Raw genomic sequence first — 21,167 nt, forward strand, 5'->3', positions numbered from 1 at the left:
TGCGCAGCGGCCGAGGAGCCGCAGTGAGGGACGATCACCCGGGACGAGGGCGGCACCCCCGGCCCGCCCGGGTGATCGGAGTCGAGCTCGGGCTGGTCCGACTCAGCACCCGCCGTCCTGCGGAGACCCGCCGGGCCGCCGCGGGATGCCGATGACACCGTCGTGCTGAGAGGCGATGAGCCGGGCGTAGACGCCCTCGCGGGCGAGCAGGTGTTCATGGGTTCCCGATTCGGCGACCCGGCCGCCCGTGAGGACGACGATCCGGTCGGCGGAGCGGATCGTCGACAGGCGGTGGGCGACCAGGAGCGTCGTGCGACCGGCCTGGAGACGCTTCATCGCGGCCTGGAGCAGCGCCGTGTTCTCGGCGTCGAGGCTGGAGACCGCCTCGTCCATGACCAGGACGGGCGCGTCCCGCAGGAAGGCCCGGGCGATCGCGATGCGCTGGCGCTGGCCGCCGGAGAGCTGGGCGCCCCGTTCGCCGATGACGGTGTCGTAGCCGTACGGGAGTTCGGTGACGAAGTCATCGGCGATGGCACGCCGTGCCGCCGCCACGACCTGGGCAGGGGTGGCGTCCTGGCGGCCGATCCGGATGTTCTCGGCCACGGACGTGTTGAACAGGTACACCTCCTGAGGCACCAGCGTGACGAGCTCGCGCAGTGCGGCCTGGGGAAACGCGCGGACGTCGTGGCCGCCGACGGAGACCGAGCCGTGCCGGGCGTCCCAGAACCGCAGGAGCAGGTGGGCGCAGGTGGACTTGCCCGCGCCCGAGTGGCCGACCAGCGCCACCGTCTCGCCCGGTGCCACGGCGAAACCGACGTCGTGCAGGACGTCGGGGCCCTTCGTGCCGTAGCCGAAGGTCACGTGGCGGAACCGTACATGGGGAGCGACGGGCGGAGGGGGCGGCCGCGAGGCCAGATCGGTGACGGTGGGCGGGGTGTCGAGCACGGTGAAGACGCGGTCCGTGGCGGCCCGTACCGCGCCGAAGTTGCGGGCGGTGGAGAGGATGTCGTTCAGCGGGGCGAAGCAGTAGACGGCGAGGATCACGGCGACCGGCAAGGTGGTCGCGGGCAGCCGGTGGTCGGAGACCAGCAGCGAGCCGGTGACGAGGACGGTGGCCATGCCGAGGGTGACGAGGGCGTCCGCCGCGGAGTGCTCGGCGCCGGATCTGCGGCCGTGGGCGAGCTGGGTGCGGTAGAGGGCGGCCCCGCCCCGGCCGATCCGGTCGAGCCACGCCGTTCCGCGGCCGAACGCCACCAGTTCCCGCAGCCCTTGCACACCGTCCACGACATCGGCGTTGACCTCGCCGAGCCGCGCGCGCAGCTCCCTTCCCTGCGCGCCGGACCGTGCGGCCAGCCAGACCGGGACGGTGGCGATCGCCAGGAGGAAGGGCAGCACGGCCGCCAGGAGCAGGGGATGCAGCGTGCCGAGCACCGCGAGCGCGCCGAACGGGACGACGACGGCGACGAGGAAGCTGATCACGGTGTGGGCGAAGAACTCCTCGGTCAGTTCGACGTCGGCCATCACCGTCGAGGCGAGGTCCCCGGTGCGGCGGCCGAGGAGATAGGCCGGAGTGAGGCGCTCCAGCGCTTCGTACACCCGGACCCGCAGGACCGCCAGGATGCGGTACGCGATGTCGTGGACCATCCACATCTCGGCCCATGCCGCGGCGGCCCGCGCGATCACGAGCGCGCCGAGCAGCACCACGCCGAGGCCGACGGCCCGCGCCGAGTGGCCGGTGGCGGCCAGGCCGACCAGCCAGACCGCGGTGACCGCCGCGGCGATCCCGCACGCCTGGTCGGCGATCCCGACGAGCAGTGCGAGAGCCAGCCTGCGGCGAAACCCCTTCATGAAGGGCAAGAGGCCGGTCAACGCTCGGCCGTGCGGCGCGGACCGTGCGGCCGGGGTCATGGCGCCGCCTGCGCGGCGACCATGCGGGCGTAGTCCCCGTGGCGGACCAGCAGGCTCCGGTGGTCGCCGACCTCGGTGACCCGCCCGCGTGCCAGAACGGCGATGCGGCCGGCGTCGCGGACCGTGGAAAGGCGGTGGGCGACCACCAGTGTCGTGCGGCCCCTGCTCAGCCTCCCCAGCGCCCGCTGGATGTCGGCCTCCGCCGCGGCGTCGACGCTGGAGGTGGCCTCGTCCAGGACCAGCACGGGTGCGTCCTTGAGGAGGGCGCGGGCGATCGCGATGCGCTGCCGTTCGCCGCCGGAGAGCGTCAGTCCCCGTTCACCGACCGGCGTGTCGTATCCGGCGGGGAGGGCCTCGACGAAGGCGTGTGCTCCGGCCGCGCGGGCCGCTTCCCGCAGCTGCTCCCCGGTGGCGTCGGGCCGGGCGAGCCGGAGGTTGTCGGCGATGGTGCCGTGGAAGAGGTACGTGTCCTGGGAGACCACGGCGATCGTCTCCCGGAGCGTGGCGAGGGGCAGTCCACGGATGTCCGAGCCGTCGACGAGGACCCGCCCGCCGACGGGGTCGAAGAAGCGCAGGAGCAAGGAGACCAGCGTGGTCTTCCCGGCGCCCGAGGGGCCCACGACGGCGAGCGTCCCGCCCGCTTCGAGCCGGAGGCTCACCTGGTCGAGGGCGGGGGCCGCGCGGTCGGCGTAGGTGAAGGTGACGCGCTCGAACTCGACGACGGGGGGCCGCTCGATCCGCGCGCGCCGCGGGGGAGGCGACGGCTCGGGTGTCTGCGGAACCGCGTCGAGGAGGGCGTGGATGCCCGCGGCGGCCGAGACCGCGGTGTGACCGGCGTGCCAGAACCGGGACAGCTCGATGAACGGGCGGAAGCACTCGAACACCAGGAACACGACGACGTAGAGCCCGGCGAGGTCCAGCGCCCCCTGGGTCAGGCGCAGCGCGCCGACGCCCACGCTGAGCGAGGTGCCCGCCGCGACGCCGAAGGCGGTGAGACCGGTGTCGACCAGGGACACGCGCATCTGGGCCATCGTGGATCGGTACAACACCTCGGCCCGGTCGCCGAGTTCGGCCCGGCGGCGCGCTCCGGCGTTGAAGGCCTTGAGCGTCGTCAGGCCCTGCATGGTGTCGAGGTACTCGGCGTCGAGCGCGGCGTAGGCGTCCCAGTGGGCCTGTCCGCGCTCGCCGAGCAGCCGGTCCCACCAGCGCGGCGCCAGCGGGACGAACACCACGAGGACCGCCACCAGCGCCCCGACGACCCAGTCGATCGACGTCAGGTAGGCGACGAGTCCGACCGGCGCGAGGAGACAGACGGCCAGTTGCGGCAGATAGCGCGCGTAGTAGCTCTCGACCGCCTCCACGCCGTCCACCAGGGCCGACTGCACGGTGCCCGTCCTGGTCCTGGTCAGGTGGCCGGGGCCCAGGGCGAGCAGGTGCGCGTAGAGGCGGCGACGGAGCCGCAGTTTGGTCGCGGCGGCCGTCCGGCTGACGCACAGCTCGCGCAGTTGCAGCAGTCCTGCCCGTACGGCGACGAGCGCGAGGACCCCGGCGACCTGGCCGATGCTGTGGGTCCACGGCCTGTGGTCGCTCACCTGCTCGAGCACGGCGGCGACCAGCAGCCCTTGGCCGACGTAGGTGGCGGTGACGCCGAGCCCCACGGCCACCGCTGCGGCGATGTGCCAGCGGACAGCGGTGGCGAGTGTGAGGAGCCGGCTGTGGAGCAGCATCAGGCGTGCGGCAGCGGGAAGTAGTTGAGCTCCTCCTCCGTCAGCGGCCGCTGACGCCAGCCGAGGGTGACCGCCATGTCCTGGATGCGCCTCCTGCCGAGGAACGGGAACGCCGCGGGGAAGTTGGGGACCAGACCGGGGATGAGCACCCGGACCACGCGGAACCCCGTCTTGGCGACGTCGTGGGTGGTCACGTCCACGTAGATGATCTCGTAACCGCGCTTCTCGACCACGTCCCGGTACGTCGCGAGGGCGCGGTCGGGCAGCCGCGGCAGATCGTCGATCGACCGGCTCGTCGGGGTGTCCACCCAGGGCCGCACCACCTCGGTGGCGCGCGGGTCGAGGAACAGCTGCTGCTGGCACAGCAGGTCGTTGACGTCGTGGAAGTCCTTCGCGTAGTCGTCGAGGTAGGCGCGGTCCTTGCGCCAGGGCTTGACCATGGCGTTGGTCCAGCCTGCCGCGACCGCCTCCCGGAACAGGCCCGCCGGGTCGTCGAAGTCCCGGGTGCCGTCCTGGAGAGTCAACGCCTCGCCCCACGCCTTGCGGGCGGCGTCCACCGGGTCGGGCCGGGCGCCGAAGCCGATGGTGAAGAGCTTCTCGATGTGGTTCTCGACCACTCCCGCGAGGACCGGCACGTCGAACTCGTTGTCCAGCTGGATGAGCCAGGCGCGCTGGCCGAGTTCGGCGGGCCGCCCGGCCCACAGCGCGGCCAGTTCGGGGGGCTGTTCCACCTTGGGGAGCGGATGGCGGTTCATCCACCAGATCATGGTGGCGTCCCGCTCGATGACCTCTTCGATGCCGGAGACCAGCGCGTCGTCCAGGGTGTGCCCCGCGGCGAGCCCCGGATAGTAGAGGAAGTTGGTGGGCGGCACGTCCGCGTACTGGTCCATGTACCAGTTGACGTACACCAGACTGGCCGGCACCCACACGGGCCGGTCGGCGGTGAGCGAGCGGCCCCGCACCCAGTGGGTGGTCCGGTCGTGCGTGAACCGGACGAACGGGAAGCCGGGGCTGTCGTACAACCGGTCCGAGTAGAGCACGAGGCGGTTCGGGTCGAGCGCGGATTCCCCCGCCTGCTGGAGATCCTGGTACGAGGCCTCACGGACGTCGACGGTCTCGGTGATGCAGTTGCCGCAGTACCGCTCGACGGCCTCGCCGATCGCGGCGCTGCGGGCCGCCCGGAAGTTGCGGAACGCGGTGCCGCCGCAGACCACGTTGTTGGCCCAGGTGTACAGGCGGCGCATGTCGGCGACGTTGGTCTGCACCGTGACGAGCCGGTCGGGGACGGACGTGTCGTGCTGGAAGATCTGGTGGGAGGCGATCAGGCCGGTGCGGTTGTCAAGCAGGAGGCGCTCGTTGAACGGCGGGGTGTCGTCGTCCAGGGGCCGGTCGGGCAGCGGAAGCACCGGGTGGCGAGCGATGGTCAGCTCGACCGGGTCGAGTTCGATCTCCGCCCACAGCGACCACGCGGTGACCCCGGCGACCCAGCGCTCGATGTCGATCAGCAAGTACGAGAGCATCCACAGGAGTTCGGACGGCGTCGGGCCGCCTCCCGGGCCGAGAACGGCCTCGCCGGTCAACGCGGCGTGTACGTCGGGCCGTTCGGCCGCCGTGAGCCGTCGGCCCAGGAGGTCCCGGTAGTCGGGCGTACGGCCGGGGGCGACGGTCGGCCCGGCCCAGCCGCGGCCTTCGCTGAGGTGGAACGACGACCACAGGACCCGGTGCTCGGCGCAGAAGTCGTTCAGCGACTCCAGATAGCCGAGGTCGAAGCGGTCGCGCAGGGCGAGCACGACGGGCTTCCCGGCCGGATGCGCCGCCAGGGCGTCCGCGAGGCCGGACCTCGACGTCACCTCGACCGAGGCGAAGTTCGCCGTCGCCGGGCAGAGGCGGGCGACGTCGGTGAGCTCCGCGTCGCCCGTGAGGATCAGAGGTGTGGCCGTCACCCGCTCGGGATCGGGTCGTGGTCCCTGGTCGAACCGCAGCCAGTTGGCCTCGCCCGCGATGGGGTCCGCCGTGCTGAGCCCACCGAGTTCCGTGAGCTTCTCCAGGACTTCGCGGTAGCCCGCCGGGTCGGAGGTGGTGCGGACGATCTCCTCGACGGGGGTCGCGCCGTCACAGCGGGCCAGGACCGCCGCGACGTCCTCGGGTGCCGCCTTGATCTCGAAAAGACCGCCTCTGGGGGCGATGGCGAGCGTGTGCCGTGCCGCGCCCGGGCGGGGCCAGACAAGTGGCCGTAATTCGACGCGCACCATCCGGGGACAGCCGATTCCGATGGATTCATTGACCGTCAACGATTCCTCCAACCCGTGAAGATCCGGGAATCGCCGGTCGGCGATTCCCGGAACCCGGCACCTATTTCTCAGTCGTTCCAGGTGAACACAGGAGCGATACTTGAGTGGTTATGACTCGGGGCCAGCATCCTCCGAGTGCGGTGGAAATCAATGTGCACAATCATTCGGTCCTCCTCACGGACATACGGCTCCCATCACCGATGTCGCCGCATAGTAGAGAGCGTGGCCGGTCAGGAGGGGCGCCGCACATACGCATTTGAGCGTAGGCGCCCAGAGGGCGGCCGATTCCCAACTGCTGCCGCCATTGCGCTCCTGCAAGACAAATGCAATAACTAACCGATGCCAGGAGGGGGCGTAACGGCCGGGTGGAACCAATGACGTCCGACATGGAAATATGTGGATCGACCCATGGAATTCCCGTCGGGCTTCGGCCATCCCGGCCGAATCATGACGGCGCTGCCCGAGTGCAGCCATGGACGGGAAAAGTGAATGTGGCTCAGCAGGCTGGTGGGATTGCTTTGCCCTCCGCGCATAATTGGCTGATTCGGCGCTGCGGGGCGGCCGCGGCGGGCGGGCCGCTCATCGGGCAGCGCGGCAGGCGGCCCCGGGAGCCGTGCCCCGGAACCGCCCGTGCCGAACCTCCCGGCGGAGCGGAGGCCGCAGGCTCAGTCCGTCGGAACCTCCACCAGGTCCAGGCGGCCGCCCGCCAGCGCGATGGTCGCGGAGACCAGGGCTTGGAGGGCGAGGTCCTCGCCGGGCTGGTCCGGGGTGTAGAGGCATTGGAGCGTCAGCCCGTCGAAGCCCGCGAGGAAGAAGCGGGCGACGGCCTCCGGCGGGTGGGCGAGCTCGTACCCGGTCCGCGCCGCCGCCTCGGCCACCAGCTTCGCCGTCACGTCGTTCACGCCCTGGTAGTAGCTGCCGAGGGCCTCGGTCATCTCGGGGGTGCGCAGGGCGACCATGCTCAGTTCGGTCTGCAGGTTGTAGCGCATCGCGTCCTCCCGCACGGTGCGCCACAGGACGCCGACCAGGGCCACGATCGTGTCCTCGAAGCCGGCGTCCTGCGGGGTCGCCTGCTCGACGTGTGCGATCAGGTCGGTGGTGAGCTGTTCCATCACCGCCCGGTACAGATCCGCCTTCGTGCCGAAGGTGTAGTGGACCGTGGCCTGCGCGACACCGAGCTCGGCAGCGATCGCGCGCGTGCTGCCCGCGGCGACTCCCTCCCTGGTCATGAGGTCGATGGCCGCTTTGATCAGTTGAGGGCGGCGCTCGGCCGCGGAAACGTGAGCCATGCGCCCATCCTACCGACCTAGTCAGTAGAACAAGTCACCCGATCAAGTTGGTCGCGGGCCGGACCGCCTCGGGCCGGACTCACGAGGTACTGATGATCACCTTGCCGAAGGCGCCACCGGCGGCGTAGTGACGGTAGGCGTCGACGGCCTCGTCGAAGGGGAAGACCCGGTCGATCAGGGGCCGGAGCCCGTGGGTCTCGATGAAGGCGTTCATGGCGGTGAACTGGGCGCGGCTGCCCACCGCCACGGCGCGGATCGTGGCGCCGGAGGCGAACAGCGCCCGCGGGTCGAGCGGCTCCGCGGTCTTGCCGACGAAGCCGACGCACGCGACGGTGCCGGCCAGGGCGACGGCGCGGACGGACTCGTGGAGGAGCCCGGCGACGTCGACGACGCGGTCGGCGCCCCGTCCGCCGGTGCGGGCGCGGACCTCGTCGGCCCAGTCGGGCGTGGCCGTGTAGTCGACGACGTCATCGGCGCCGAGGCCGCGCAGCCGTGCTGCCTTGGCCGGGCTGCTGGTCGTGGCGATCACTCGCGCGCCGAGCGCCTTGGCGAACTGGAGCGCGAAGAGGGACACCCCGCCGGAGCCCTGCACGACGACGGTGTCGCCGGGCCGGAGGCCGAGGCCGTCACCGGTCAGCGCGTTCCAGGCCGTGACCGCCGCGCAGGGCAGCGTCGCGGCCTCCTCGTACGACAGGTGGGCGGGGACGGTCACGAGCGAGTCCGCGTCGACGACGGCGTACTCGGTGAGCATGCCGTCCAGGGAGCCGCCGCGCTGCGCGAGGTGTTCCACGGCGAACGGGCCGTCCTTCCAGGAGGGGAAGAGCGTGGCGGCGACGCGGTCGCCGACGCGGATCGCGTCGACGCCCGGGCCGACCGTGACGACGTCACCGGCCCCGTCCGACACGGGGACCACGTCCGGCTCGACGGGCAGGACGTAGGTGCCGTCGAGGACCATGAGCTCGCGGAAGCTGAGGGACGTCGCGCGCACCGCCACCACGGCCTGGCCGGGGCCGGGGGTGGGGACGTCGTGCTCGCGGACGGTGAGGCCGGAAAGTCCGGCGCCGCTGTGGGACAGGTGGTAGCTCCGCATCGAGGGGCCCTTCGTGTGGCGGGGGTGGAAATGCCGGGGGCGGGGGTGCGTCACGCGGCGTCGGACTCGGCGGCGAGCGGGACCTCGCCCGCGGTCTTGCTGAAGCCGGACGCCTCGGTGATGCGGCCGTCCGTCACGCGCATGACGTTGACCCCGCGCACCCACTGGTCGGGACCCGGCCCGAAGCGGTAGCTCCACACGATCGTCGCGCGCTCGCCCGCCACGATGACCTCCTGCGGCGTGAACTGCGTGGCGCGGTCGTCGATGACGGCCGTCCACCAGGCCGTGCACGCCTCACGGCCGTGGACCAGCTCCCCGCCGGGCGCGGGCTGGACGCTCTCCATGACGCAGTCCTCCGCGATCAGGCCGTCCAGGAGGCCCGCGTCGTGCTCGATGAACGCGCGGTTGAAGCGATCGATGACCTCGGTGGTGGTGTGTACGGAGTCGGTGACCTCGGTGGTGTGGCCGGCTGACATGATGCCTCCCCAGAAGAGATAGACCATTCGGTCTATTTGCTGTCGCTGGAGATATAGATAGACCAGTTGATCTACCGCGTCAAGGGCTGGCACAATCACGCCATGACCGCCGCCACCAAACCGGGCCCCCGCGAACGACTGCTGCTCGCCGCTCAGGAGTTGACCTACACCCAGGGCGTCGCCGTCGGCGTGGATGCCCTGCTCAAGGCGGCCGGAGCCGCCCGGCGTTCGCTGTACGAGCACTTCGGCGGCAAGGACGGCCTGATCGCCGAGGTGCTGCGCCGCAGCACCGCCGAGGACCTGGACAAGTACCGCGCCACGATGGACGCCGCCGGGGCCGACCCCCGTACCCGGCTCCTCGCGGTCGTCGACCGGCTCGCCGAGATCGCCGCGGCCCCGGACTTCCACGGCTGCCGCTATCTGGCCGCCGACCTCGCGCTCACCGACCCCGATCACCCGGCCCACGAGGTCACCCAGGCCTACCGGCGCACCCTCCACGGCCTGTTCGCGAACGAGCTGACCGCCCTCGGGCACACGCGCCCCGACGTCGGCGCGGACCAGCTGCTCCTCCTCGTCGACGGCCTGCTCGCCACGGGCGCGTCCCGCCCCGAAGCACGGCCGCCCGCCGCCGCGTCCCGCGAACTCGTCGAGTACGTCGTCGACTCCGGGACCCGGCAGGCGGGCGGTTGACGGGTTTCCCGGCCGCGCGCGGCGGGCGCGGCCGTCCGGCTACTGTTCGAACGGGACCGGCAGGCGCTCCCCGCTCGTGCCGTCGTACCTCCCGAGCGGCGCCGTGGTGTCCAGGCCGTCGCGGTCGGTGACCCGGACCGCGATCGCGTGGGCTCCGGAGCCGGTGGAGCGGACGTCGAAGGAACCGCCGGTCGCCACCGCGCGGCCGTCGACGACCCACGCCACGTCGGCGCCGGTGATCGGGCCGTGCTGCGGCGAACTGCCCTGGGCGTTCAACAGCGGGCCGTCGACGGCGCCGAGCAGCACCTCGGGCGGTTGCGGAGGAAGGGCGAACGGCGGGGTCTGCACGTACGACGTGTGGTAGCCGTTGGTCGCGATGACCTGCGCCACGCACCGCTCGTGCCCCGGCATCGTGCGCAGGTCCAGGTCGAAGGACGTGCCGCTGAGGTTGACCCCGGGGCGGGGTGCGAAGGTTCCGTCGGCGTTGGTGAACCGCACGAAGTACGTGAAGGCGGGGCGCGGTTCGGGCTCCCCGACGTCCAGTCGCTGCCAGCGCAGGTGCAGGACGCCCTCGGTGTCGATCTCCGGCGTGGACAGCGGCGTGTTGAGGATGAACTGCGGTGCGCCGGACGGTACGACCAGCGCGCCCAGCTCCGTTCCGTCGCGACGCAGGACGACCCGGTGGGCCCGCGCGGCGTAGGGCAGACGGGTGGTGAACGCTGCTTCCTGCTGCTCGGGGCGGTCGAATACCACCACGGTCGGCGCGCTGGCCAGGACCTGTCCGGCCGCGTCCTCGACGGACACGGTGTGGACGGGCCCGGGGACCGTCCGCGGCGGCGACGGTGTGCGGAACGTCCGCAGGCACGGCTGCCAGCGCACGGCCCCGGAGCGGGTGACCCGGCCGCGCACCCGCACGTACTGGCCCGGGAACGGCCGGCTGGTGGTGGTCAGCGTGGCGGGCACCGTGCCGTGGACGGGGCGCTCGGGCGGTGCCGCGTCGGCCTGTTCGCCGCGCACGGACAGGGTGTTGAGCAGCCGCAGCCAGTGGTAGCCGCTCATCCAGCGGGTGTCGAGACCGCAGTAGCTCATCAGGTCACCGAGGTTGGCCGGGTGGATGGTGCGGGTCAGTGGTTCCACGCCGACCTCGCCGGTGCGGCCGTCGGGCGGAGTGAAGTCCTCGTCGACGTGCTCCGGGCCGCCGCAGGGAGCGTGCAGCAGCCCCAGCAGATGGCCCACCTCGTGGGCGAACGTGGTCTCGAAGTCGTACCCGAACGCCACGTGGTCGTCGTACCGCGCCTTGCCCCGGACGCCCATGGGGACGGCCTGGTCGATCATCGCGTACAGCAACTGGTCGTCGTTGCCGTGGTCCTCCTGGATGTCCTCCAGGTCGTCGATGAAGTCCTCCTGCCCGTCCTCACTGGTCAGGTCGCGGGTGGTGTGGATCTCGGTCAGGCCAGGAACCGTGTAGTAGACGATCCCGCCGGTGTCGGCGATGGGGTAGCGCCGCGGGAGGGTGTCTGCGACGGAGCGGTAGTGCGCCTCGGTCAGGGCCGGGACCGTCGGGGTCGACACCCGCACCATCCAGACGGTCACCGGCCGCGTCGCCCGGAAGTCGGCCGTGACCTCCATGGGGTTGCTGAGGGTGCCCGCGACCTCCGCCTGCACCTGGATCTTGGCCGTGCCGGCCGTCACCCGGTCCGCGGGGATGAGGAAGTTCAGGGTGTGCGCGATCTGCCCCCGGTCGACCTGCGCGATGGGCCGGGCCGTGATCGGATTCAGCGAACGGACGGTGAAGGAGCCGCCGTTGAGGGTCAGTGTCCCGACCACGCCGTCCACGGTCCCGCCCTCGCGCGGATCGATGCCGGAGTCCAGATAGACGCGGACCAGCGTGGCCTTGCCCGCCGCGAGGGCGTGCTGGGGGCCGCCCGCGGGCGGGGTGAAGTGCTGGGTGGCCTGGGTGACCTCGACGCCGGTGATCTCCAGGTTCGGGGTGGCGTCGGGAGGCAGGAGCTCGCTGCTCATCGTGAGCAGGAAGCCGTTGTGGGTCTGGTCGGTCTGGGTGGGGCCGAGGACGTGGCGGCCCAGGGTGTCGCGCTCGTTCGGGTCGATGGTGATCATCGCGCGGCCGAGGAAGTTCTCATAGGCGCCGCCGCTCGGCCAGGATTCGTCGTCGTGGGTGTACGCCTCGACCCAGATCCGGGTCGGGCCGCCCACGGCCAGCGTGGTGACGGGGGAGGGGAGGCCGCTGGCGAGCGGGAAGAGCGCCTCGTCGAAGACGCGGTCGCCGCCGTTGTTCCAGCGCAGGAGCTCCTGGTCGATGGCCTCGGCGCCGCCCTGTGCCGGGGCGAACGCCCGGACGTACAGGCCCATGTGCGTGAAGTCGCTGTTCTCGTCGTCGAAGACCACCACGTCCCGGAACACCAGCCGCATCTGCCGGAAGCCGTGCGGCGGCACGGTTTCGAGGAGGCCGGTCACCGCGTAGCCGGTGTGGCCGTTGTCGGTGGTGGTGGGGCCGAGCAGCACCTGACCGAGCTGGCTCGGCTCGCGGGTGTCGAAGACGACCTCCGCCTCGCCGAGGAAGTTCTCGTGGTGGCCCTCGTCGGGCCAGCGCTCGTCGTTGTCCGTGTACGCCTTGACGTGGAGGCGGCCGATGCCGCCCGGGACGCCGCCGATGTCGAACACCAGGACGCTGGGGTACTCCTGGTCGCCGTCCAGCGGGTACTGGAAGTTGTCCTCGACCTCGCCGTTCCGCCGGTTCCAGCGGAACTCGTCCACCTGGTTCCCGGAGTTGTCGAGGACCCGGACGTACAGGCCCATGCGGGTGGACCCCGCTTCCTCCTCCTCGAAGAGGTACACGGTGTCGAGCGTGAGACGCATGAGGGTCATGAGCGCCGCCTCCGAGTCGCGGGGTTGGAGAGCTGTGTTCACGCGCTCGTGCAGGCAGGGGCGCGGAAGGTCGACTATGGCGAGGGGTGCGGGTGGGGGCCAGCGCCCGTTCCGCTCAATGGAACAGCGGCCGTGCCGTACGGGGGAATCACCCGATCGTGTGACCCCTGGGCGCGCCCGGCGCCGGTGCCCGCACGGGGTCACGCAGGATCCGGCCATGCTGCCGGGATTCCTCACCAGGGCGGTCGCGCTGCTGCTCGGCCGTGAAGGGCGGGCAGGCCGCTCACTGCATCTGAAGGCGGCGGGCGGGGCCACCGCCGTGCTCGCCGTGACGATGGCGGTCGGCTCCTGGGCGGTGGTCGCCGCGGAGCACGGCGCGCGGAACGCCAACCTCACCTCGTATCCGAAGGCCCTGTGGTGGTCGGTCGAGACGGCGACCACCGTCGGCTACGGCGACTTCTACCCGGTGACCCTGTGGGGCCGCGTGGTCGGCGCGGTCGAGATGGGGATCGGCATCACCACGTACGGCATGGTCACCGCCGCGCTGGCCACCTGGTTCGTCGGCCGGGACCAGAGACGCCGCCACCACCTGGCCCGGAGTGCCGAGCGGGAGGCGCGCGCCCTGCGCGACGACACCGCCCGCGCCCTGCACGCACGCTTCGACCGGCTCGAACGGATGCTGGCGACGCGGGGGGACGACGAGCGGGACACCACGAGGGGCGTCGCGCAAGACACCGAGGGAGGCGTTGAGTGACCCCCCACGGCTCTCAGCCCGGTGCCCGCGCGCGTCGACCGGCTGCCCTGTCCCGCTTCCACACCGGGCCGTTTCTCGTCTCCGGGGCGCTGCTCACGCGTGGTTCAAGGCCGCCGCTGCCGTCACGGCGGGCATGCCCGCCTTTCCCCGGGTGAGGGCCCGCTGACGGGCGAAGACGAGCTGTTCGCCGGCCTCAGCGCCGTCGGCGGCTTCGCCGGAGCCCTGGACGTCATCCAGGGCGGCGGGCGCAGTACCCCTCCTGGAAGGCGGCCCAGAAGGGCTCGTCGAGCCCGGTGTCGACGATCGGGTTCCAGTTGGTGTGGGCCACGAGCTGGTGGTCGCCGTCACGGCTGTTGAGGGCGAAGGTCAGATATCCGGCGGCGCTGCCTCCGTGGCCGTACGCGGGGCCGCAGTCCGTGGCGTAGACGTACATGCCCAGGCCGTAGCCGACCGCGGGCCGCGGGCTGCCGGTCGTGGGGACGGTGTCGTCGAGCATCCGGCGCAGGACGGCCGGGGGCAGCAGCCGCCCGCGCAGCAGGGCCCGGTAGAAGCGCGCCGTGTCGGCCGCGGTGGTCACGAGGGCGCCCGACGCCCCCGACTCGGACGGGCTGAGGGAGGTGACGTCGTACCGCGTGGGGTCCGGCACGTCCGGCAGCAGCCGTGAGACGTCCGCGTAGCCGTGCACATGGGGCCCGGCGATGGTGGTGTCCGCCAGGGGGTACGAGGTGTCCCGCAGGCCGAGAGGCTTGAAGACGCGCTGCTCCAGGTTGGTGCGCAGATCGCGGTCGGTGATCCGCTCGACGATGAGGTCGAGCAGCAGGTAGTTGGTGTTGGAGTACCGGAACCGGGTGCCGGGCTCGGGGAAGTACCGGTCCTCGGCGAGGCCGATGCCGATGAGCTGGTCGCGGGGCCAGTACTGGTCGAGGCTGCGGAAGTGGGGGAGCAGTCCGTCGATGTAGTCGTACAGGCCGCTCGTGTGGTTGAGCAGCTGACGGACGGTGACGGGCGCGCCGGACAGCGCGTTGTCGGCGCGGACCTGGTCGGGCAGCAGGCGCTGCACGGTGTCGTCGAGACGCAGCCGGTGCTCGGCCACGAGTTGCAGCACGACCGTCGCGGTGAAGGTCTTGGTGATGCTTCCGGCGCGGAACCTCAGGTGCGGACTCATCGGGGCGGCGGTGGCCCGGTCCGCGAGGCCGGCCGCGCCGAAGCGGGTCTTCGTGCCGTCGCGGGCGAGCAGGAAGGCGCCGGGGTTGGGGTTCGGGTCGGCCGCCACCCGGTCGACCAGCGTCTGCAAGGCCGGATCGCGGGCGGGGCGGCGGTGGCCCTCCGCCTGACCGCCACCGCCGGTGTCGGCGGCAGCCACACCGGAAGGCAGGAGGGAAAAGAGAGCAATCAGCAGTCCCAGTAAGCGAGTCGAACGACGTCGAAGCATGGTGGGCCCCTTCTCCGGTAGCAATATATGCATACGGTTATAGCGCACGGTACCGTATTCACGTGCCGAGAGTCGCCGACCACGACGCCCGCAACGGGCAGATCGCCGATGCCGTCCAACGCCTGATCGTGCGGGACGGCCTGACCGCCGTGACCGTCGCGCGGACCGCCGCCGAAGCAGGCATGTCCGTGGGCCTGGTGCAGCACTACTTCACGGCGAAGGACGAGATGCTGCTCGCCACGTTCACCCGTGCCAACGCGCGCTTCACCGCGCGCGTGGAGGAACTGGTGAACCGCGGCGAGGCACAGGGCCGCACCATCGCCACGATGCTGCGCCAGGCCCTGGCCGAGCTCGTGCCGCTCGACGCGGACCGCCGCGCCGAGTTCCTCGTCCGCCGTGCCTTCGCGGACCAGGCCGCGCACCACAGCCGCCTCGCCGCCGTCCAGCGGCAGACCCTCGCGGGCATCCGTGCCCGCGTCACCCGGGCCATCGACAACGGCAAGGCGTGCGGCGAGGTCGCCCAGGACGTCGACGCGACCGGTCAGTCCCTGCGGATCGTCGCGTGCGCGGAGGGACTCGCCCTGCACACGCACATCGACCCCGACAACACACCGGAAGCGGCGGTCCTCGCCGCCCTGGACGAGGAACTCGACCGCGTCTTCACGGGCACGTGCCGACGCGCGCGCTGACGCCCCATCAGCCGGTGGGCAGCCGGAGGGCGTAGACCCTGCCGCCCCCGTCGAAGAGCGCGGTGGTGCCGAGGCCGTCCACGGAGAGGGAGTTGGGTGTCCAGGAGATCTCCCTGCCGCCTTCGGTCATGCTGATGCGCTCGATCCGGCCGGTGAGCAGGTCGCGCCGGAAGATGTCCACGACCTGATCGGTGTCACCGGGCACGATGTTGTCGGCACCCGAGCCGAAGACCAGTCGGCGGCCGTCGGCCGTCACCGTGCCGCGGTACGCGTCGTGCACCGTCCGGGTGCCCGGCAGCGGCGGCGCGGCCCGCGTGGTCGCCCCCCGCCGCAGGTCACGGACGTAGAGCTCGACGTGCGAGCCGTCCACGTCAGGGCCGTTCGGCTCGAAGACCCTGAACAGGGCGTAGTGCCCGTCCGGGCTCAGCGTCGCGTACGGGTGCGCGTCGCGGGGCGCGCCGGTCGTGTCGACGGAGGCCTTCTGGACGCGGCCGGTGCGTGAGTCGTACGTGAAGAAGGGGAAGGTGTGGCGCGCGGGAGGGGGCTTGGACGCCGGGGCCCCGTCCGTCTCCGCCACGGTACGGGCCTGCCCGCGGGGCAGCAGATCGGTGGCCTTGGAGCGGAAGCCGACGGTGGCTCCGTCCGCGCTGATGACCGGGTCGGCGGAGGCGTCGTCGGCCGGGGAACCGTCCGTCCCGGTCGTGACCAGCCGGGTGGCCCCGGTCCGGCGATCGGCGACGGAGATGTCACGCCGACCCGAGTGGTACGCCACGTAACGGCCGTCCCCGCTGATGGCGGGGCTGCCGGAGTTCCCCTCGGTGGGGACGAGTTCGGTGCGCCCGGCCGCACGGTCCCGCACGAAGACCTGCTCGCTGCCGCCCGTCGGCTGCCCCGGCACGACGCCGGGCGCGTCGGAGCTGAACACCACGTAGCGGCCGTCAGCGCTGATGCCGGCCTCGCTCGTGGACCCGTCCAGCTGCGCCTCGTCGTCGCCGACGCTGACCCGCTCGGTACGCCCGGAGCGCAGATCCCGTACGAAGACGTCGTACAGGCGGTTCGTGTCACCCGGCACGAGGTTGGACGCCAGGGAGGTGAAGAGGGCGAACCTCCCGTCGGCGCTGATCCCGCGTGCTTGCGACCAGTTGTCGGGCCGGCCGCCGTCGAGCCCGAGGTCGACCTGGACGACCCCGTCTCCTTCCGGCTCCGCCCGCGCCTGCGGCGTCGGTCCCGCCAAGAGAACGGCGGCCCCGAGCACACAGCCGCCGCGCCGCCACCGTCTTCCGCTCCCGTTGCTCGTACGTCGCACGCTGATCGGTCCTCCCCGCGATCAGGGCGGCCGCGCCGCTGCTGCCGCTCGGTCGGCGGGGAGAGTCAACCGGTGGGCCAGTCGCCGGGTCAACGACGCCGCTCGGGCGCGGGCCGAAACCGGTCGGTGGCCGAGCCGGGATGTGAGACGACGCACGTCAGCCGGGACCCGCCCCAGGGAACCAACGGGGTGCCAGGCACACTCTGCGTGTAGTAGCCCGTTGGATCAAAGGATGGCACGCACGTGATCACGCTCACCAAGGAAGACGGCCCGGCGGACCTCGATGGGGTGACCCACCTCTCGATCGGAGCTTCCTGGGACCCCACCGCCGGCAGCAGCGGCGGGGTGCTGGGCAAGCTCCGCCGCAAGACCGGCACGGACCTCGACCTGATAGCCATCGCCATGCAGGGCGCGGACCCGGTGCGCCTCGCGGGCCTTGATTCACTGGACCCGATGGGCAACGGCTCGCTGGTCCACAGCGGCGACAACCAGACCGGCCACGGCGACGGGGACGACGAGACGGTCACGGTCGAGTTCGCCCGGCTCCCGTCCAACATCACGGCGATCGTGTTCGTCGCTGCCGCGTACAAGAAGGGCAGTTCCTTCCAGAAGGCGCGCAACATCAGCTTCAAGGTCTACGACGCGACCGGGGGCAGCTCTCAGCAGGTTGCCGACATCTGGCCGAGTCTGCTCAGCCAGGACAACGGTTGTGCCGTCGCCAAGGCCGTGCGGGTCGGTGGCACGTGGAAGCTCGAAGTGATCAACACGACGGGGAAGATCAAGCAGGGGGACGAGCACGCCCTGATGCGCTTCGCCGTGAGCAAGTAGCACGCCTCTGGGGCCCGGCGCCGCAAGGCGCCGGGCCCGGGGCGGGCAGGCGTCGTCCGGATGCCCGTGGGCGAGAGCTGGAGGTCCGGGAGCCCGACGGCGGTGCGGCGCCCGGACCCGTGGTCAGCTCGCAGGGCGGCTCAGCGCTTGTTCTCCTTCTTCTCGCCCAGCTTCTCGACCACGTCCTGGGCCTTGTCGACGGCAGTGTCGATCTTGTCGCCGTGCTTGCCGCCGGTCTTGTCGTCGACGAGGTCGCCGGCCTTCTCCAGTCCGTCGGAAACCTTGTCCCCGTGGGCTTCGGTGAGTTCTTCGGCCTTTGCCTTGGCGTTCTTCAGCGCGTCGAACATGTACGGGCCTGTCTCTTCGGGGTGAAGCACCTGGTCGGAGACCATTTTTCCAGGGCAGGGGCAGCGGACAAGAAGGCTCTCGGAGCGTTGGCCGGGCGAGAGGGCGTGCGCCGGGCTCGCCGACGTCGGTGCCCGTGCGGAAGGAGCTCGCCCCCACCGCCGCAGCCGTGACCGTGCCCGGTCAGAGCCCGGTGTCCGGCCGGGCGTCGCCTCGGCGGGCGCACAGCAGGCTGCCGTCCAAGGGGAGGTCGTGCACGGTATCCAGCGTGAATCCGGCCGCGGCGAGGAGGCGTTCGTACTCGGCGGCGGTCCGCTCGCGGCCGCCCACGTTGCACATCATGTGCAGGTCCCAGGAGACGGCCAGGGAGGTCGATCCGTCGGTCGGCAGGAGGCGCTCCACGATCAGCAGGGCGGCGCCGTCCGCCATGCTCGCCGCGCAGCTGCGGAGGATCGTCAGGGCCCGGTCGTCGTCCCAGTCGTGCAGGACGCGGGAGAGCAGATAGACGTCTCCGCCCTCCGGTACGGCTTCCAGGAAGTCGCCCGCGACGAACGCGCACCGGTGGGCCCGGCTCGTGTCGGGCCACTGCTGCCGTGCGGCCGTCAGGACGTCGGGCCGCTCGAACAGCACACCGCGCACATGCGGCATGTGTTCCAGGATCCGGCCGAGCAGGTGGCCGTTGCCCCCGGCCACATCCACCACCACCCGGGCACCGCGGAAGTCGAAGAGCCAGGGGATCGGCGCGAACATGGCCGCGCTCGCGGCCATCGCGGCGTCGAAGAGCCGGGCGAGGCGGGGGTGTTCGGTGAGGTAGTCGAAGTGTCCCTTCCCGAAGAGCGCGGCGAAGGACTCCTCGCCGGTCCGTACGGAGTGGGCCAGGGCGCCGAAGGAGTCGTAGAAGGGCCCGCCGTAGAGCAGGGCCAGCGGGCGCAGCGAGGGGTGGGCGTCCTGCCGCAGGAGCGCACCCATCTCCGTGGCCACGTAGGACTCACCGGCCGGTGCCACCAGGCCCACGGCCGCGAGGTGGCGCAGCAGCCGGGCCAGACCCCGCGGGTCGGCTCCGACCCGCGCCGCCACCCGCGCGACCGGCAGGGGACGCGGCTGCGCGCCGCGCCCCACCGGCAGGTGGTCGAGCACGTCCAGCTCGGCGGCCACGGCGATCGCCTGCGTGGTCCAGGCACCGGTCATCAGTTCAAGGAGGCGCTTGGCGGGCTCGGGCGCTGTCGCCTCACGATGCGCGGTCAGCGCCAGCGGGTGGTGCCCGCGGGCCCGGATCTCCAGCCGCCGGTAGCGCGGCGGCTGCGCGCGCCCGGCAGGTCCTGCCTCTCCGGCGCTGCGGAAGTAGAGCACCGTGCAGTCCTCGTGCCTGTTGTGCCCTCCGCCGTCCGGTACGAGACCGCCCCGCCCGCCGAGGAGCGCGCGGAGTCCGGACAGCACCACCGTGTTGGGTGCCAGCACGTCGAGGGCGACGTGCGATTCGTTGCGCTCGGCGCGTTCCCGGGTGGCGATCCCGTCGAGCGGCGAGCCCGGCGGCAGCTCCAGCGCGAAGACCTCGACGGTACGTGCGCCGTCGCCCGCCCCCGGAAGGCCCGCGTGCAGGATCGAGACGTCCAGGGACTCGGGCGGCACGCCGTACCGCCGGCCGAGCCGCGCGCGCACGACGGTGCTGGGAACCGCCTTCCCGACGGTCAGTCCTTCGGCGCGCAGCCCGGCGGTCAGCGCGTCGATCGAGGCCGGAAACACCAGCGCCGCCACGTGGGCCAGGGCACAGTGCGCGGCCATCTCCGCCCGCTCCCGCTCCGTGAGCGCGGGAACCAGCCCGGCCAGCACGCCGTCGGTGTCCGCGCCGCGCACCCATGCCAGAGAATCACGGATCAAGTGCAGGTCTGCCGGGTCCAGAGCCGTCGGGTCCAGAGCCGTCGGGTCCGGAGCCGTCCGGTCGGAATCCATCGGGTCGGGTTGTGTCGGGTCGGAGCACGTGGGTTCGGCACGTGCCTGACCGGTGCGTCGCAGGTCGAGGTGTGTCGGGTGGGGCGGGGCCGTCGGTACTCGCTGAGCCGTCAAGGTCAGCTCCTCTCGGTGCACACCGCTGGGGAGACAGCGGCACGCGGTACTACGTCGCCCTCACCGCGCTCCGGCACCTCGTTCCGGCCAGTCTTCGCTTCGTTCGAGCCGACGAGGGGCCGACGGCGCTCCCCGGCGACGCCCTCCCACCGGGCCGTGAACGGGCATGGCGCAGGCCCCTGTCGGGCTCCGGGCGGGCCCGTGCCCCGCCCGAGCGGGCCGTCGACCAGGCATCCGGAGCGGGAGAGGCGCGACGGAACGGGCACACTCGGGCCGAACGTGTCGTACAACGGGCGCTTCCGTTCCCGCGCACCGCGGGTAGAAAGACGCAATAGGCCCCATACGGGGGGTCGCCCAGCGGCAGCTGTTCCCTGACGACGAGGTCGGGACGCCACGAGGCCCAGGGCGCCGACGAAGAGGCCGTTCGCCCCGTCCCCGCCCTGCACCGCTTGGCGCGCATCACGTCACGGGACCCCGCGCAGTCACGCGCCGGTGCCCGCTGCCGCTCACGTACGCGACGGAGGGGGAGCACGTTGCTGGATTTGATGCCGCCGAGGACACGGGGTGCGCGCACCGCCCGGGCGGCGGAGCCGACGGAGGAGTTCCTCAGGGCGCTGTACCACCGCCACGGGGCGGTCATGCTCCGCTTCGCCGCCGGGCTGACGGGCGGCGACTGGCACCGCGCCGAGGACGTCTTCCAGGAGACGGCGATCCGCGCGTGGCAGCACTCGGGCGAGCTCGACCCGACGGCCGAGACGCTGCGGCCCTGGCTGTTCGCCGTCGTCCGCAATCTGGTGATCGACGGCTACCGGCTGCGCCGGGCCCGGCCACCGGAAGAGGGCGAGCCGGGCCCCGCCCAGCTGCCGGTGCCGGACGGCGTCGATCACACGCTCACGCGCCAGGTGGTGGTCGAGGCCCTGCGGGAGCTGTCGGCCCGCCACCGGGAGGTGCTGCTGCACCTGTACTACCTGGGACGCACCGTCACGCAGACCGCCGAGGCCCTCGGTGTGCCCGCCGGGACCGTCAAGTCACGCTCGTACTACGCGATGCGGGCCCTCAGCGACAGCCTGCGCGGCCGAGGGCTCACAGCCCCCGACTGACACTCCGCCGGGCCGACGCCGTGTCAGGCCCCGGCGGCCCCATCGGGTGGATCGCTGTCCGCGAGGCCGAGTCCGTCGGCCAGGTCCGCGTCGGAGAGCAGAGACAGGAACGCCGGGGCGTCGGACAGCTCCCGATGGGCCGTGCGGCAGCTGTCGCACGCGGCGATGTGGGCGGCCACGCGTCGGCACTCCACGGGGGAGAGGCCGCCGAGGACGTACGCTCCGAGGAGCAGCTCGACGTGGCCGCCCCCACTGCCCGACACGGGCATCCGACCCCCGTTCCTCACGCGTG

At 72.1% G+C, this 21,167-nt stretch carries 17 protein-coding genes; 5 read left to right on the forward strand and 12 right to left on the reverse strand.

Annotated elements, in window-relative coordinates; all coding sequences use genetic code 11:
- Positions 1-102: 102 nt before the first annotated feature.
- The 6 genes from MQV74_RS38000 to MQV74_RS38025 all read right to left on the reverse strand — a co-directional run bounded on the left by MQV74_RS38000 (position 103) and on the right by MQV74_RS38025 (position 8,781).
- Positions 103-1,848, reverse strand: a complete 1,746-nt coding sequence (locus MQV74_RS38000; RefSeq protein WP_242728037.1) for an ABC transporter ATP-binding protein — start codon at positions 1,846-1,848, stop codon at positions 103-105.
- 56 nt (positions 1,849-1,904) lie between these two features.
- Entirely contained in the window at positions 1,905-3,635 is a 1,731-nt protein-coding gene (locus MQV74_RS38005) for an ABC transporter ATP-binding protein/permease (protein ID WP_242728038.1), read from the reverse strand.
- Entirely contained in the window at positions 3,635-5,926 is a 2,292-nt protein-coding gene (locus tag MQV74_RS38010) for a YcaO-like family protein (protein WP_242728039.1), read from the reverse strand. The genes MQV74_RS38005 and MQV74_RS38010 overlap by 1 nt, the downstream gene beginning before the upstream one ends.
- A 665-nt stretch (positions 5,927-6,591) precedes the next feature.
- Complete coding sequence (locus MQV74_RS38015) at positions 6,592-7,215, reverse strand: TetR/AcrR family transcriptional regulator (RefSeq protein WP_242728040.1); 624 nt, start codon at positions 7,213-7,215, stop codon at positions 6,592-6,594.
- Positions 7,216-7,294: 79 nt separating this feature from the next.
- Positions 7,295-8,305 (reverse strand): zinc-dependent alcohol dehydrogenase family protein, encoded by a 1,011-nt coding sequence (locus MQV74_RS38020; protein WP_242728041.1) that lies wholly within the window; start codon positions 8,303-8,305, stop codon positions 7,295-7,297.
- A gap of 50 nt (positions 8,306-8,355) precedes the next feature.
- A complete protein-coding gene (locus MQV74_RS38025; RefSeq protein ID WP_242728042.1) occupies positions 8,356-8,781 on the reverse strand; it encodes a nuclear transport factor 2 family protein in 426 nt (141 codons plus the stop codon).
- A 102-nt stretch (positions 8,782-8,883) separates the two neighbouring features.
- Here MQV74_RS38025 and MQV74_RS38030 point away from each other — a divergent pair, with 102 nt between their 5' ends.
- On the forward strand, positions 8,884-9,471 hold the full coding sequence (locus tag MQV74_RS38030) for a TetR/AcrR family transcriptional regulator (protein WP_242728043.1): 588 nt from the start codon (positions 8,884-8,886) through the stop codon (positions 9,469-9,471).
- 39 nt (positions 9,472-9,510) lie between these two features.
- Here MQV74_RS38030 and MQV74_RS38035 read toward each other — a convergent pair whose 3' ends face one another.
- Positions 9,511-12,357: a hypothetical protein gene (locus tag MQV74_RS38035; RefSeq protein ID WP_242728045.1), complete on the reverse strand. Its 2,847-nt coding sequence runs from the start codon at positions 12,355-12,357 to the stop codon at positions 9,511-9,513.
- Positions 12,358-12,574: 217 nt separating this feature from the next.
- Between MQV74_RS38035 and MQV74_RS38040 the strand changes: the two genes are divergently transcribed.
- The gene (locus tag MQV74_RS38040; protein WP_242728047.1) at positions 12,575-13,111 is read left to right on the forward strand and encodes a potassium channel family protein; all 537 of its coding nucleotides are present in this window, start codon (positions 12,575-12,577) and stop codon (positions 13,109-13,111) included.
- A 229-nt stretch (positions 13,112-13,340) separates the two neighbouring features.
- Here MQV74_RS38040 and MQV74_RS38045 read toward each other — a convergent pair whose 3' ends face one another.
- Entirely contained in the window at positions 13,341-14,474 is a 1,134-nt protein-coding gene (locus tag MQV74_RS38045) for a serine hydrolase domain-containing protein (RefSeq protein ID WP_242728048.1), read from the reverse strand.
- A 131-nt stretch (positions 14,475-14,605) separates the two neighbouring features.
- Here MQV74_RS38045 and MQV74_RS41260 point away from each other — a divergent pair, with 131 nt between their 5' ends.
- Positions 14,606-15,232: a TetR/AcrR family transcriptional regulator gene (locus MQV74_RS41260; protein ID WP_242728049.1), complete on the forward strand. Its 627-nt coding sequence runs from the start codon at positions 14,606-14,608 to the stop codon at positions 15,230-15,232.
- Between the two features lie 7 nt (positions 15,233-15,239).
- Here the strand turns inward: MQV74_RS41260 and MQV74_RS38055 are convergent, their stop codons facing one another.
- Entirely contained in the window at positions 15,240-16,538 is a 1,299-nt protein-coding gene (locus MQV74_RS38055) for a TolB family protein (protein WP_242728050.1), read from the reverse strand.
- Positions 16,539-16,781: 243 nt separating this feature from the next.
- Between MQV74_RS38055 and MQV74_RS38060 the strand changes: the two genes are divergently transcribed.
- The gene (locus MQV74_RS38060; RefSeq protein WP_242728051.1) at positions 16,782-17,366 is read left to right on the forward strand and encodes a TerD family protein; all 585 of its coding nucleotides are present in this window, start codon (positions 16,782-16,784) and stop codon (positions 17,364-17,366) included.
- A gap of 140 nt (positions 17,367-17,506) precedes the next feature.
- Here the strand turns inward: MQV74_RS38060 and MQV74_RS38065 are convergent, their stop codons facing one another.
- Positions 17,507-17,713 carry an antitoxin gene (locus tag MQV74_RS38065; protein ID WP_242729366.1) on the reverse strand — a complete coding sequence of 69 codons (207 nt, stop codon included), beginning with the start codon at positions 17,711-17,713 and terminating at the stop codon, positions 17,507-17,509.
- A gap of 181 nt (positions 17,714-17,894) precedes the next feature.
- Positions 17,895-19,661, reverse strand: coding sequence for an acetylserotonin O-methyltransferase (locus tag MQV74_RS38070; protein ID WP_242728052.1), 1,767 nt, complete (start codon positions 19,659-19,661; stop codon positions 17,895-17,897).
- A 659-nt stretch (positions 19,662-20,320) separates the two neighbouring features.
- Between MQV74_RS38070 and MQV74_RS38075 the strand changes: the two genes are divergently transcribed.
- Positions 20,321-20,875, forward strand: a complete 555-nt coding sequence (locus MQV74_RS38075; protein WP_242728053.1) for a sigma-70 family RNA polymerase sigma factor — start codon at positions 20,321-20,323, stop codon at positions 20,873-20,875.
- A 23-nt stretch (positions 20,876-20,898) separates the two neighbouring features.
- On the opposite strand, the gene MQV74_RS38080 is transcribed toward MQV74_RS38075, so the two are convergent.
- The gene (locus MQV74_RS38080) at positions 20,899-21,144 is read right to left on the reverse strand and encodes an anti-sigma factor family protein (protein WP_242728054.1); all 246 of its coding nucleotides are present in this window, start codon (positions 21,142-21,144) and stop codon (positions 20,899-20,901) included.
- Positions 21,145-21,167 lie beyond the last annotated feature (23 nt).

It is taken from the genome of Streptomyces sp. AN091965 (assembly GCF_022698285.1).
In the GTDB taxonomy this organism is placed as follows: domain Bacteria; phylum Actinomycetota; class Actinomycetes; order Streptomycetales; family Streptomycetaceae; genus Streptomyces.